General features: G+C 36.6%; 10 protein-coding genes. 5 read left to right on the forward strand and 5 right to left on the reverse strand.

Annotated elements, in window-relative coordinates:
* The first annotated feature begins 288 nt into the window (after positions 1-288).
* Positions 289-1,899 carry a discoidin domain-containing protein gene (locus DUT69_RS05650; RefSeq protein WP_113652123.1) on the forward strand — a complete coding sequence of 537 codons (1,611 nt, stop codon included), beginning with the start codon at positions 289-291 and terminating at the stop codon, positions 1,897-1,899.
* 98 nt (positions 1,900-1,997) lie between these two features.
* Positions 1,998-4,172 carry an alpha-N-acetylglucosaminidase gene (locus tag DUT69_RS05655; protein ID WP_113652124.1) on the forward strand — a complete coding sequence of 725 codons (2,175 nt, stop codon included), beginning with the start codon at positions 1,998-2,000 and terminating at the stop codon, positions 4,170-4,172.
* A 72-nt stretch (positions 4,173-4,244) separates the two neighbouring features.
* Here DUT69_RS05655 and eno read toward each other — a convergent pair whose 3' ends face one another.
* From eno to DUT69_RS05675, 4 genes are all read right to left on the reverse strand, one after another.
* Positions 4,245-5,540: a phosphopyruvate hydratase gene (gene eno, locus DUT69_RS05660; RefSeq protein ID WP_113652125.1), complete on the reverse strand. Its 1,296-nt coding sequence runs from the start codon at positions 5,538-5,540 to the stop codon at positions 4,245-4,247.
* 143 nt (positions 5,541-5,683) lie between these two features.
* Positions 5,684-6,100, reverse strand: coding sequence for a hypothetical protein (locus DUT69_RS05665; RefSeq protein WP_113652126.1), 417 nt, complete (start codon positions 6,098-6,100; stop codon positions 5,684-5,686).
* Positions 6,101-6,302: 202 nt separating this feature from the next.
* On the reverse strand, positions 6,303-6,992 hold the full coding sequence (gene aqpZ / locus DUT69_RS05670) for an aquaporin Z (protein ID WP_113652127.1): 690 nt from the start codon (positions 6,990-6,992) through the stop codon (positions 6,303-6,305).
* 66 nt (positions 6,993-7,058) lie between these two features.
* Positions 7,059-7,619: an NADPH-dependent FMN reductase gene (locus DUT69_RS05675; RefSeq protein WP_113652128.1), complete on the reverse strand. Its 561-nt coding sequence runs from the start codon at positions 7,617-7,619 to the stop codon at positions 7,059-7,061.
* Between the two features lie 609 nt (positions 7,620-8,228).
* Here DUT69_RS05675 and DUT69_RS05680 point away from each other — a divergent pair.
* The 3 genes from DUT69_RS05680 to DUT69_RS05690 are packed head-to-tail and all read left to right on the forward strand — an operon-like array spanning position 8,229 to position 13,859.
* Positions 8,229-11,327 carry a SusC/RagA family TonB-linked outer membrane protein gene (locus DUT69_RS05680; protein WP_240186666.1) on the forward strand — a complete coding sequence of 1,033 codons (3,099 nt, stop codon included), beginning with the start codon at positions 8,229-8,231 and terminating at the stop codon, positions 11,325-11,327.
* Between the two features lie 11 nt (positions 11,328-11,338).
* Entirely contained in the window at positions 11,339-12,925 is a 1,587-nt protein-coding gene (locus DUT69_RS05685) for a SusD/RagB family nutrient-binding outer membrane lipoprotein (protein ID WP_113652130.1), read from the forward strand.
* A gap of 16 nt (positions 12,926-12,941) precedes the next feature.
* Entirely contained in the window at positions 12,942-13,859 is a 918-nt protein-coding gene (locus tag DUT69_RS05690; RefSeq protein ID WP_113652131.1) for a DUF1735 domain-containing protein, read from the forward strand.
* A 143-nt stretch (positions 13,860-14,002) separates the two neighbouring features.
* On the opposite strand, the gene DUT69_RS05695 is transcribed toward DUT69_RS05690, so the two are convergent.
* On the reverse strand, positions 14,003-15,121 hold the full coding sequence (locus tag DUT69_RS05695) for an ABC transporter permease (RefSeq protein ID WP_113652132.1): 1,119 nt from the start codon (positions 15,119-15,121) through the stop codon (positions 14,003-14,005).
* Positions 15,122-15,167: the final 46 nt, after the last annotated feature.

The following is a 15,167-nucleotide window of genomic DNA, read 5'->3' on the forward strand; positions in this document are numbered from 1 at the left end:
GTATTAAAATAAAAACTTCTTACAAAATTAAATCACGCCAATTTTGAAGTTTCCCTCGATTGGTTAGGTTAAAATTGCTGAAAAAAATCTTGAGCATAAATATATTTTGATGTAAAAATAATTTTTGTACTTTTAGTTTAATAAAATATTTTAAAAGTTTTATTACTTCTATTAATTTTTTATAAAAGTAATATTTACTTTTTTTGGTAGTTGAGCCAGAACACATTAAAGTTTGAAGATGCATGCTTCGAAAAAAACTTATGCGGAGTTAATAAAGACTAATTGAAAATGACTAAACCAAATATAACTATGCTAAATAATTATTATTACCTAACAACAAGGTTGATGTTCGCTTTGTCAATTATTTTAGTTCTTTCTTGCAAAAAGGGAACAGGAGATAACCCCTTAACGCCGCCCGTTACACCACCAGTTACAGGAGCGTCAGAATATAAATCAGATTATGCCTACAATTTAAATGTGGTATATTTTGTGCCAAATAATGCTGTAGCCAATCCAGATTATGAAGAAAGAATTAGCAAAATTTTAATAGAAGGCCAAAAATTTGTAGCAAACGGAATGAAGAATTGGGGCTTTGGCGAAAAAACTTTTGGTTTACTAAAAAATGCCGAAAATACTCGTGTAAAAATTCACTTGGTTAGAGGACCTTTAAATAGTGATGCTTACGCAAATTACCCTGCAATCGAAGCATTGGTTAAAACTTACTTTCAGCAAAATCCGCAAGATTTAAAAAGTGACCATTATTTGGTTTTAACAGCATCAAATAAAAAGTACGACCAAGGAGAAACAGATACGCACACCATACCTTATTACGGCGTTGGAAGGTGGTGTTACGCTGTAGATTTTCCAGGTTTAAAATATGAAAATTTAGGTAAACCTGGCAGTGTTGGAGATAAGGCTACCGTTTATATTGGAGGTATGTTACATGAATTAGGTCATGGCATAAACTTGCCGCATAATGGGCCAACCGTATCGCAAGCAGCAAATCCAGCATATGGAATGACGCTAATGGGTTCGGGGAACTACACTTATGGCAAATCGCCAACCTTCTTAAGTTTTTTTGACGCAGCTACACTTAATAATTGCCAAGTTTTTAGTAAAGAGGTTAAAACATTTTATGAACCCGTAACTTCCAAAATCTCAGAAATTGAAGCGAAGTATTTAAATGGCGAAATTATAGTTTCTGGAAAATATACAAGCTCAAATCCAGCCAGCCACATCACGTTTAGAAATATTGAAAGTTCCGATCCTGATGGGTATGCGTCAATAACCTTTACCACAACGCCAGGTGCCAATAATTCGTTCAGTATAAAAATGCCAATAGCAGAGTTTATAAAAAGAGGGAATAGTAACTATACGTTGCAGGTTTTCTTCCATCATCAAAATGGTACAAATACGAGCACTTCTTATTCCTATAAATTTGCAGATAATATTCCAGTGATCGATTTTGGAGATCGCCCGTTGCTGCCAAGAACCGGATGGGCTATTAATGGGTTCTCTACAGCACAAGGTAGTTTTGTTGCTTCAAACGTTTTAGATGGCAATGCAAATACCTACTGGCATACCTCTTGGGATAATCCTCAGCTACATCCGCATTTTATAACCATTAAAACAGGTGCTTCAGCGGTTACAGCTAATGGCTTATCAATAAATACCAGGCAAGATACGCAGGCAGGCGCAGGTAAAATTAAAGACTTTAGAGTAGAAACTAGTATTGATGGTGTAAGCTGGACAATCGTTTATACAGGTACAATGGCTTTAAATGGTGTTCAGTATTTTCCATTTAATGGTGCTAAAACATTTAACTATTTTAAAGTAGTTTCAACAAGTGATTATTTGAACGAAAAATTCGCTTCTTTATCAGAGGTTAATTTATACTAAAAAGCAAAAAACAAAGGAGGAGCATAATTTTAACCTTGTTGCTCCTTTTTAAAAAATAAAAAAAAAAGAATTCTTACGATTCAACTTTTGCTAAATACATGAAAATTTATAAAACAAAATTGTTGCTAGTATTTTTATTGTTAATAAGTACTTCTATCTTAAAAGCACAAGATTTTAGTTCAGTAAAATCCATTGCAGAGCGAAGAGTGCCCTGGTTGGTTAAGTCGCTACGGTTTTCTAAAATAGTAGCGAGCGAAAAAGATGTTTTCGAACTCAGTTCTGATGGTAAGGAAGTTTTTATCGGTGCAACAAATGCAAGTGCGGCGGCGCAAGGTTTAGGATGGTATTTAAAATATTATTGTAATAGAAGCTTGTCGCATATGGGTAGTAATTTGTCTGTAGTTTCAAAATTGCCAATAATTAAAGATAAAGTTAGGATAAGTTCACCTTATCAATATCGCTATGCATTAAATTACTGCACCATTAATTACTCTTTTAGTTTTTATACATGGGAGGATTGGGAAAAAGAATTAGATTGGATGGCTTTAAGTGGTGTAAATATAATGCTTGCACCTATGGGTACAGAATTGGTATGGTACAACACATTAATTAAGTTGGGTTACTCAGACAAAGATGCGAAATCATTTATTCCGGGGCCAGCATTTACGGCGTGGTGGTTAATGGGCAATTTAGAAGGTTGGGGAGGGCCTAATAGTTTGCAGTTGATGCAATTACAGGCCAATATTCAGAAAAAGCTGCTTTCTAGGATGAAGGAACTACAGATTGAACCAGTTTTACAGGGTTTTTACGGAATGGTACCGCATGATTTGAATAAAAAGGTTAATGCACTTAAAGATGTTGAAATTATCGACCAAGGAAAATGGGTATTTACAGAATTTACTCGCCCGGCAATTTTAGCTCCTACAAACGATAAGTTTAATACAGTAGCAGACATTTACTATAGTGAGCTAAAAAAGCTTTACGGAACTGATATAAAGTTTTTCGGCGGCGAGCCGTTTCACGAAGGAGGTAAAAAAAGCGGAGTGGATATTACTGCGGTAGCCAAAAATGTTCAGGATGTAATGCAAAAGAATTTTCCAAACAGCACGTGGGTTTTGCAGGGCTGGCAAAATAATCCTGCAGATGCGTTATTAGCTGGTTTAAAAAAGGAAAACACCTTGATTATAGAGCTTTTTGGCGAAAATACAGCTAATTGGGAGCAAAGAAAAGGTTATGGAGGTACGAATTTTATATGGTCTAATGTGAGTAATTTTGGTGAGAAAAATGGTTTGTACGGAAGGCTTCAAAGGTTTTTAGATGAAGTTTATAAAGCAAAACATAGTCCGTATGGAAATTATTTGAAAGGGGTGGGCATTATTCCAGAGGGATTAAATAACAACCCCGTAGCCTATGATTTGATGTTGGATATTGCATGGCGAAATGACAAGCCGTCGCTCGAAAAATGGATTGTGGACTACACAACTTACAGATATGGAAGTTACAATCAGGATGTTGTAGATGCATGGAAGATATTCATCAAGACTGTTTATAGTAGTCCAATAGACCAAAAGGGCAAGATTCTTTACCAAGAAGGCCCATCGGAAAGTATCTATTGTGCAAGACCATCGCTTAAGGTTAATCCGGTGTCATCTTGGGGTACGCGTAAACGCAATTATGATATTAAGCTTTTTAAGCAGGCCGTTGCTTTATTTACCAAAGCTGATAAACAATTTAAAAATTCTGAAACTTACCGAACAGATAAAACTGATTTTTTAAGGCAAGTAATGGCCGATAAAGGCGATGTGGCTTACGATGAATTGGTTAAAGCAATACAGACAAAAGATAAGATGTTGATAAAAGAAAAGGGTAGTAGGTTTTTAACAATGATTTTGCAACAAGATAGCTTGCTAAACAATAACCACTATTTCTCTTTGAACAGATGGTTAAATCAAGCTACGGCTTTAGGAAAGGGATTGCCAGATGCAAAAAATATATTGTACAATGCCAAAGCTCAAATTACTTTTTGGGGACCGGACAATAATCCGAAAACTACACTAAGAGATTATGCGCACAAAGAATGGGGAGGTTTACTTTCATCTTTATATTACAATCGCTGGAAGCTTTTTATTGATGACGCAATAAATGATAAAATAACTTCAGCTAGTACTTTTTATGATATGGAAGTGGAATGGTCTAGAGAATCGAATCTATATCCTCCCAAAAAAATAACCGAAAGTAAGTTGTTGTCAATTCAGAAAAAAATATTGGAATAATAGCGATTAAGTCAAAAAAAAACGCCTCCTAAAATATTTCAGGAGGCGTTTTTTTAATATGATAATCGAATACTATTTCTTCGCATACTTAAAGTTTTTCCCAATAAAGCGAGCATTTTCGCCAAGTTCCTCTTCGATACGTAGTAATTGATTATATTTTGCAATCCTATCAGAACGTGATGCAGAACCTGTTTTAATTTGACCGCAGTTTAAAGCCACTGCTAAATCTGCAATAGTAGTATCTTCAGTTTCGCCAGAACGGTGACTCATCACCGAAGTATATCCGCTATTTTGCGCTAAACTAACTGCATTAATCGTTTCTGTTAGCGAACCAATTTGGTTAACTTTTACTAAAATAGAATTTGCCGTATTTGTATCGATGCCTTGCTGTAAACGTTTTACATTGGTTACAAATAAATCATCACCTACTAATTGAACGCGATCACCAACTTTGTCAGTTAAGCTTTTCCAGCCAGTCCAGTCATTTTCGTCCATACCATCTTCAATAGAGATAATAGGATATTTAACTGAAAGATCTGCTAGATATTGAGCTTGCTCTTCGCTAGAACGAATTACCCCGGTAGCACCTTCAAATTTAGTATAGTCATATTTTCCGTCTTTGTAGAACTCAGAAGAAGCACAATCTAATGCTAAACAAATATCAGAACCTGGTTTGTAACCTGCTTTTTCTATAGCTTTCAAAACGGTTTCAATTGCATCTTCAGTACCGTCAAACGTTGGTGCAAAACCACCTTCGTCACCTACAGCCGTAGATAATCCTCTATCGTGTAAAATAGCTTTTAAGTTATGAAATACTTCTGTTCCCCAACGTAATGCTTCAGAGAAAGATGGAGCGCCCACCGGCATAATCATAAATTCTTGAAAAGCAATAGGAGCGTCAGAGTGAGAACCACCGTTAATGATGTTCATCATCGGGATTGGAAGCGTGTTGGCATTAACCCCTCCTACATAACGGTATAGTGGTTGTCTGCTTTCTGCGGCTGCAGCTTTTGCAACTGCTAAAGAAACACCCAAAATAGCATTAGCACCTAGTTTTCCTTTATTTTCAGTTCCATCCAAGTCAATCATTAACTTGTCTATTAAGTTTTGCTCAAAAACGTCAACGCCTAACAATTCCTTCGCAATTAAAGTGTTTACGTTTTCAACAGCTTTTAAAACACCTTTACCCATGTAAGTTGCTTTATCGCCATCGCGTAACTCTACAGCCTCATGCTGACCAGTGCTTGCGCCAGATGGAACAGCTGCACGACCAGTTTGGCCGTTCTCTGTAGTTACTTCAACTTCAATTGTAGGATTACCTCTAGAATCGAGGATTTGTCTTGCATGGACATGAATTATGATACTCATCTTATTTTGATTTGATTAAAAATTACCCTTAGTGTAAAAAATACAATTACCTATGGCTTTTCCAAAGTTAAAATAATTTTTAAACTAATAGATGCTTATCAAAGTTTTTTAGCGTAAACTTAACTAAATGCTAATAATCAGGCCTAAAGGTTAAAGGTTTGCTTAACCGCAGTATCTGTGTATACACCGGCTGGCGATATTTGGCCGAAAATTTTTAGTTCTAATTCTTCGAATAAAGTTTTGCCAAAATCTGGGTTTCCGAATGAATATAGTGCTAGGTATCGAGGTGTTGTTTTAAGTATTAAAGCCACTCTAAAATCAGACTTTCCATCGCTTCTGTGTTGATGGATAATCAATTGTTCAATGTCGCGAAACGGTATAATGTGTGCAGGAGACTTATCATTTAACTTAACCGTAACATGCTTTTGGTTTCCATCGAAAATAATCAAGGTTTTATCGTTTGCCCCTGCGGTAAGCTTAGAAAGGAAATTTCCCTCAGTTTTACGACTTAAGGTAATTTCGATTTTAGCATCTCGACGATTTATTTCCTGAGTTAACATTATAAGGTGTTAAAGTTTGTGATAGGCGCACAGTTCTCTAATGCAAGGATACTAATTCTATGCAACTTATTAGCTAAATAAGTCAAATTTTGGGTGATTTATTTCTTCTTAAATAGTTAAGTAAATAAAAACGCCAGCTGTTTCTAGCTGGCGTATAAATTTAGATTAAATGTGGTGTAAAGCTTTAACTGCGCTTTACCTACTAGTTTGCTTGTTTTTCCGCAAAGATGCTTTTGTAAGCAACCCCTGCTAATATTGCTCCGGCAATAGGGGCTAGCCAAAATAACCATAGTTGGCCTAATGCTTCTCCGCCAACAAAAAGTGCTTGGCTTGTGCTACGGGCCGGGTTTACCGAGGTGTTGGTAACTGGTATGCTTATTAAATGAATTAATGTTAAGCTTAATCCAATTGCTAAGCCTGCAAATCCCTTTGGTGCACGGCTGTCTGTGGCGCCAAGTATTACAAGTAGAAATATAAACGTTAAAACAACTTCAGTTACCGCTGCAGATACTAAATCAAATTTTCCGGGAGAAAAATCTCCGTATCCATTCGTGGCAAATCCGCCAATGGGTTGGCCATTTCCGGTAGCTATAACGTACAAAATTCCCGCTCCTGCAATACCGCCTAATACCTGCGCTACTATATAAGGTACTAAATCCTTTGTTTCCATTCTGCCGGCTATCCATGCGCCAATAGAAACTGCTGGATTCAAATGGGCACCTGAAATATGCCCCAATGCATAAGCGATAGATATTACGGTTAATCCGAAGGCTAAAGAAACCCCCACAAAGCCAATGCCGGCGCCGGGATAATTACAGGCAAGCACGGCACTGCCGCAACCACCTAGTACTAGCCAAAATGTTCCAATAAATTCTGCTACAAGTTTTTTCATTTTTTTGGTTTAATAAAGTTTCATTTTAGTATGAAGCTTACTAAGCCAAAAATATCTTGAAGCTGTTTAACCTTCCATTTTTTGCTTAGCGTCTATCCACCAAATAAGTTCGTTTATAAAAGCGGTAGCTTTTTTGTCTGTCGATACCTCATCGCTTGGTTTGCCATGCTCATCAAATGTTTTTTCTACAGTAGCAACCGGAAACATTGCGGGAACTACTAACGCTCCAATTTTCCACAAACTGAATTGAAGCGAGGTAATTACTTGCGAACCACCAAATGCACCTGCCGAAACGGTAGCTATTCCAATTGGTTTGCGTTTCCATTCTGCATAAAGCAAATCGATAACATTTTTTAAGCTGGCAGGATAACCTCCATTATACTCTGGCGTTACAACTATAATACCATCTGCCTTTGTTATCTCATCTGCCAATGCCAGCATAGCTGATGTTGGACTTTCTATCAGCTTTAACCTTTCTTCAAACAATGGAAAGTCTAACTCTTTTAGGTCGATTATGCTCACTGTTAGTTGATGTTTTTCTTCGAGGAATTTTTTTAAATAAAGTGATACACGATGGCTGTTTCGGCCATTTCTTATGCTGGCAGATATAATGGAAATGCTTTTCATAAATTAATTTTAAAGTGTTTTTATTAGTAAACAATCTACCTAGTATACAATTGGCAATTATTTAAGGATAAATATACAACTAACTAATATCGCAAATTGTTCTTGGGGATTTTGTTGCTCGAATAAGCCCTTTTTTAACACGGCCTTTCCAATCTTTTACAGGACGATAAAATTACATTTCTGAACCTGTACAGATCTTTTTTGGTTGGATTTTTTGTCAAATTTTGTAAATATTCGTGTTTTTAAACTAAAATTATATCTTTTTGATGATTTTTTTTATGTTTCTTTTTATTTTATGCTATAAATCGATATAAAATCACTTAATATTTCATATTTATGCTTTAAAAATTAAATATTTTTTTTAAATATTGCTATTAATTTATTAATTATGCCGAATAATTACTCTAATTATATATTTATAGTTCTATATTTTTGTTTTATCGTCTAATTTTTATTATATTTTTATGATTTTTTTATATTTTTTATAAAAAAATTGATTTTTAGCAATTTTTTTATTTGTGTATTTTGATTTATCGAATTTCCATCTTTTTAAATGGGGATATTTTAATAATTAACCAACTAATCAACTAAACTTTAAACAAACTGTAAATGAAAAGAAAATTACTAAGTTGTTTGCTATTCTTTTTTGTTATTACGGCGATGAAAGTCTCCGCTCAAGAAAGAATCATTACCGGAATTGTTGTGGCCAAAGATGATGGCTTGCCGATCCCGGGAGTAAGTGTTAAACTAAAAGGCACAAACAGAGGGGTGGTTACCAACCCACAAGGGAAATATAGTATTTCTCTACCTTCTACCGGCCAAGAAGTTTTGGTTTTTAGCTACATTGGTTTCCAGGCAAGGGAAATTAATGCTAACTCAAAAACCATTGATGTTACCTTAGAATCGAGCGCAAATGCGCTAGACGAAGTTGTGATTGCTGCGGGTGGTATAAAGCGTACTGCAAGAGAGCAAGGTTATGCTACCACAAGAATCGATGCAGAAACACTGACAGCAGGTAAATCGCCAACTATTGCGGGTGGTTTAACTGGTAAAGTGCCGGGTTTGCAAGTTAACGCAACGGGTACTGGAGTAAATCCTAGTTATCGTTTGGTGCTAAGAGGCGATAGATCTATTACCGGAAATAACCAAGCGCTAATTGTGTTAGATGGGGCTGTTGTACCAAATGAACTTTTGGGAAACATCAATCCTGATGATGTGGATGATATTCAGATACTGAACGGAGCAAGTGGTGCGGCGCTTTACGGGTCTGATGCATCTAATGGAGTTTTAATTATAACCACAAAAAGAGGTAAAAAGGGAGCGCCAATCATCAAATTTTCTAATACCACGGCAGTAGAGAAAATTAGTTTTTATCCGCAGCTTCAAAACAGGTTTGGTTCTGGTACCGATGATTTTCCCGTGGTCTACGAACCAATCGAAAATCAACAATACGGTCCCGCTTTCGATGGCACACTTAGGCCGATTGGAAGACCTACCGAATCTGGCAACATTCAAATGGCTGTTTATTCACCTAGAAATGATAAGTATGATTTTTGGAATACGGGAGTGGCCAACCAAACAGACTTTTCTCTTTCTTTAGGAGATGATAAATCGTCAACTTACATATCTGCACAGTATTTGGATGGCGATGGAACTACGCCAAAAGACAATTACACTAGAGCTGCTTTTAGATTTAACGGCGACCGTAGTTTTAGCAAAAATTTTAGCGCTAAGTACAACGTTAGTTTTACGCAGAATAAGTACAATACTACAAATTCTACGAGCTCTATGTATCAGTTTTTGCTAAACACACCTGCGCAAATTCCTTTGTTAACCTATACCGATTGGCAGAATCCAGATAGCTGGGCAAATCCAAACAACTATTACAACGACTATTATGAAAATCCTTATTGGGTAATTGACGGCTATAGACAAGCTACAAAAAATGACTATTTAACCGGCTTGTTGGAATTTAACTACAAACCTTTGGAATGGCTGAACCTAACCTATAGAGCTTCATTAAGTAATCGTTATTACGAAAATAAAAATTCTAACAGGGGATTTGTATATTCTGCTTACGCATTGTCTACTTCGGCAAAAACAAATGAGGGAAGTTCTGTTAACGATAACTTGTTTCAAAACAGCAATTTTAGCACCGACTTTATTGCCAACATGAAAAAAGATATAAAGGATTTTTCAATTAATTTTTTAGCAGCAGCATCACTAAGAAGTTTTACTTCTAAGGATTTGTATGCTTCTGGTGGGGGGTTGCAAGTGCCAGAATTATACAATCTATCCAATATTACGGGTACGCCAGGTGCTTCCGAATCTAATTCTAATACACGTCAATATGGTGTATGGGGAGATTTAACCGTAGGGTTTAAAAAATACCTTTATTTACATGTTACCGGCAGAAATGATTGGGTATCTATTCTAGCGCCTGCAAATAGATCTTTCTTCTATCCGGCGGTAGACGTTTCTTTTATTCCTACAGATGCTTTTGATTTCTTGAAAGGCAGTAAAGTATTGGATTATTTGAAATTAAGAGGTGGATACTCTAAAGTTGGTAACGTAAACGTTGGTACTTACGGTTTGCTTGCAACATTTGGTTCGCAAACTGGTTATGGTTATGGAACAGGATTTACACCTAGCTCGCGTATTGTTTCTAACGATTTAAAGCCAGAGATTACTACTGGTTATGAATTTGGTGCAGACTTTAGATTATTTAAAGGAAAAGTTGATGGAACGGCAACCTATTATAAAACCAGTTCAACTGGACAAGCAATTACCGCAGGTATTACACCATCAACTGGTTATAGTACTTACTTGCTAAATGCTGGTGAATTGCAAAATGAAGGTTTAGAAGGCGCATTGCACATTACGCCAATTAACGATGGAAAATGGAGGTTAGTTGTTGGTGGTAATTACACACACAACATTAACAAATTAATATCTCTAACACAAGATTTAACCCGTATAGGTGTTAGCGGTAGCGGAACTATTTTTGGAGACACTTTTGTTCAAACGTATCCAATTATTATCGGAACAGATTATATAAGAGACTCTGAAGGCCGAGTAGTGGTAGACAGGAATACAGGATATCCGACAGGTACCACCACGGGTAATGTTTTGGGTAATACGCAACCTAAACACAGACTTGGGCTGGACTTTAACTTGTCTTGGAAAGGATTGGCATTATCTGGTTTATTTGAATATCGAGGCGGTTTTGTTCAATACAGTTCGGCAGCTTCAACCTATGATTTTTCTGGTTCAAGTATTCGTACCGTTTACTACAACAGAGAGAAGTTTGTTTTTCCAAACTCTTCTTATTTAGATCCTGTAACAAATACCTACGTTGCAAATACGGATGTTACTGTTTCGTCTGGTAACTCTGGTTTTTGGTCAAGCAGCCCACGTTTTAGTGGCGTAACTAGTAACTCAATTTATAAAGGAAACTATTGGAAGTTAAGAGAGCTTGCAGTTTCTTACAAACTGCCATCGTCTGTGTTAAGTAATGTAAAGTTCGTAAAAACTGCCACTATCAGTGCACAAGGCAGAAACTTATTTATTTGGGCGCCAGAATCAAATACCTGGGGAGATCCTGATGTAAGTAGCAACGGCTCTGGAAGTAATGCAGTAGGTATAACTTCATTGTCGGCAACGCCACCTACAAGATACTTTGGTGGTACTATTTCATTAACTTTTTAACATTACAGATTATGAAAAGAATTTTAAACATATCAATAATCTTGCTTCTTGTTGTCGGCTTTAGCAGTTGCAAGAAGGATTATTTAGACATTAATGATAATCCCAATTCGGCAACATCGTCTACTCCACAGCTTGTTTTGCCAGCGGTATTAAACAACATGGGAGGTAACTACCTAACTTATTTTAGTTATGGTGGTTATATGGTAGGATACATGGCTAATGCTGGGGGTTATTCTTTTGTAGGTAGCGCTACAATTACATATAACTACAATAATAACAGTAATACAGGTTTGTTTACTGCTGCGTATTCAGATTTAAGAAGTTTGCAGTACATTATTAAATCTACAACCGACCAACCACAGTATGTTTTGTATAATTCGGTAGCTAGAATTCTGAAGTCTTATTATTATCAGCTTTTGGTGGATGAGTATGGCAACGTACCTTACAGTGAAGCACTTTTGGGTGCGGATAATGTAACGCCTCATTATGATGATGCCGCAACTATCTATCAAGATTTGATTAAGCAAATTGATGAGTCGATCTTACAGCTAAGAACATTTGGCTCATCAAGTTCTGTTACTGCATTAGGTACTTCTGATATCGTTTTTGGTGGAAATACTACGAAGTGGATTCAGTTTGCCAATAACATCAAGCTCCGAATATTAACTAGAGCTCAAAATAGTTCGTTAACGTCATTTGTTAATAATGCATTCGGAACTTTTTCTGCAGAAGGGTTTATGTTGGACGATGTTTTAATACAGCCAGGCTACATAAGTACAGCGGCAACTCAAAATCCACTCTGGAATTCTTATCAGTCAACTTACACCGGAGCATCAGTAGCTCAATCTGTAATTCCATCAACTTGGATCCACAGCTTTTACAATGGTACTAAGCTTAGCGATGCAGGCAGAGGTACATTAATTTACAGAGCATTTTCGGGTAACCCAGTAAGAGGACAGTTAGGAGTGGAGAGCAATCCGGTTTGGGGTAGTGCACCAAATTGGTACGTTGGAACAGGGACGGGTACAGCCTCTACAGAAGCAAGAGGCTTGTTGAAGAGCCGTGTAATGGGCTTGTTATTTTTCTCAGCAGCTGAAACACATTTTCTATTGGCCGAAGCGGCATTAAAAGGTCATGTGTTATCTGGTTCAGCATCTGCAAACTTTGAAAGTGGTATAAAAGCTTCTTACAATTACCTTAATAAATCTGGCACAACAACTACATCGTCAACCACTGCCGTTTTAGATGCTTATTTAAATACGTATAAAACAAATAACGCCACCAGTTATTTGGTTAACTATAATTTAGCAACAACAGATGCAGAGCGTTTAGAAGCAATTATTACGCAAAAATACATTGCACTAAATTTTGTGAATGGTTTTGAGGCTTGGCAGGAATATAAGCGTACAGGTTATCCTAGAGTTTCTGGTACCGCGGCAACTACCACTTTTGCTTCGACACAATCTGTTGGTTCAACACCAGATAGATTACCAGTAAGAAGTTTGTATCCTACAACAGAATATAACTTAAACCCAAATGTTCCGCCAGTTGCTAGCATTGACGCTTTTACGACAAAGATTTTTTGGGATAATAACTAACACAAACTGAAAAGAAATGAAAAGATATTTAAAATTATATAGTGCAATTTTGGTTTTAGGGATTTCCCTTTTTACTTCTTGCGCAAAAGAAGCCAATCAATTCACAAATGATGGTAACGGGGGTGAAAACGGAATTGTTGAGCTGGCTGATTTGGTACCGCGTGCTTCTTCAACAGCTTATGCGTCTGTTACAAAATCATTTTTGTCTCAACCGGAAGTAGACTGCCCGATTGTTGTAAATTATACAGGGGTAAATGGTGCGCCAGAAGATGTTACCATAACGCTTGGCTTAGACAATTCAATTGTTGCAACTAATACGGCATTGACGGTATTGCCTACAAGTCTTTACACGCCATCATCATTTACATTAACTATCCCAAAGGGACAAAAATCTGCAACACTTAACCTGAAATTAAAAACATCACAGTTTAATTTTGCTTTAACTTATGCACTAGGGATTAAGATTTTATCTACGTCCAAGGGTATATTAAGCAGAAACTATGGCTCGGGTATTTTCATTATCGGTGCAAAAAACGCTTACGATGGTATTTACACCGTGGAAGCTGGTAGTTCAGTGTTACGTTATTCTAATCCAACTACACCTACCGTTAACGATGTATTAAACGGTAGTTTAGCTGGGAATCCTAATATGACATTAACTACAGCAACTGCTAACTCTGTGGTAATTACAAACTTAAGATGGGCTGGTGGTACTTCAAGTGTTTCTGGTATCGAATCGTTAACTGCTACAGTAGATCCGGTTACAAATTTAGTTACCATGTCATCTGGAGTGAATGCAACATTAGTAAACAGAACGGGAATGGATAACAGATACGATCCTGTTACCAAAACATTTAGATTAAATTTCCATTGGAACCTGACAAGTACAAAGCGAGAAGTTGCTTTAGTGTTGAAGTACTCTGGAGCAAGATAATAACCCGAAGATGTTAGGCGTCGAATTTAAACCTGACATCTTTACATCACCTTGTAAAAGCATACTCCCTTAAATTTGGGTAGTTAGTATAGTTATAATATAGAGGTCTGACTGGATGGTCGACCTCTATTTTTTTTTAAGTTTTATTCCCACTTAAAAGTTTTTACCGCAACGGCGTAAATTCCTATTCCCCACACCAAAATTATAAGCATTTGTTGCTTTACGTCCCATAATCCGGCCCCTTCAAAGGCAACTTTACGCATGGCATCATTTAAGTAGGTTAAAGGCAAAGCTCTGCTTATGGGTTGTAACCAAGTTGGAAAAGCATCTATACTAAAAAATGTACCCGATAATAAAAACTGTGGCAGGGTAATGATGTTCGAAATAGGAGGGATGGTACTTTCGCTCTTAGCCAATCCCGATACTACAAATCCAAATCCCATAAAAACAATTACGCCCATGGTAGAGAGTAAAAGCATATTTAGAACAGTTATAGCGCCATGAACCAGCGTAAATTTAAAAAGGAAGTGTCCTATCAGAATAATAAATAATGCACCCATTAAACTAAAGCCTATACGGGCAATTGCTTCGCCAATAACAATGCTTGAGCGTTTTACTGGTGTGGCAAAAAAACGCTTGATAACCAAATTCTGACGTAAACTGAAAAATACAAATGCTGTACCGAAAACACCGGTGCTTAGTAACGAAAATCCAAGTTGTCCAGGTAAAATAAAATCGATGGTCCTATAAAGACGACCTGTAACGGTATTCGATCTGATTTCGGTAACAGTGGGCTTTAAGTTTTGGTTATTTAAGTTATAAGATATTTCATTAAGAATAGACTTTAGGATATTTCCTTTATCCATTGATGCTGAGGTATAAGTTACGTTTGTGAAATATGCAGGCACACCATTGGCATTTTTTTCTACCATAATAACAGCGTCGTAGTTGCCCTTTTCTAACTTATTATCAATTTCCTTTTTGCTGTCGGTTTTGTTAAGTCTAACTAAGCCTGTTTTCTCTAAAGCAATAATAACAGGGTTTTGCATATCAGATCCCGGAGCAAGAGCAATATCTAATTTGGTGCCACCGCCACCTAAAAATCCAAAAACCAAAATAAAAATTAAAGGAAATGCTAATGTGAAAATTACAGCAGATGGACTGCGCATAATAGAACGTAAACTTGCTTTAGCCAATGCTAAAGTAGCCTTAGTATCATTGTAATTCGTTTTTGTAGGCGTTGGTATATTTTTGTTATTCATGTCAATTTTGTTTGGGTTTAAGAAAATAGAAAGCTAATTGAAGATA

Origin of the sequence: Pedobacter namyangjuensis (assembly GCF_003313325.1) — a bacterium.
Classification (GTDB): domain Bacteria; phylum Bacteroidota; class Bacteroidia; order Sphingobacteriales; family Sphingobacteriaceae; genus Pedobacter; species Pedobacter namyangjuensis.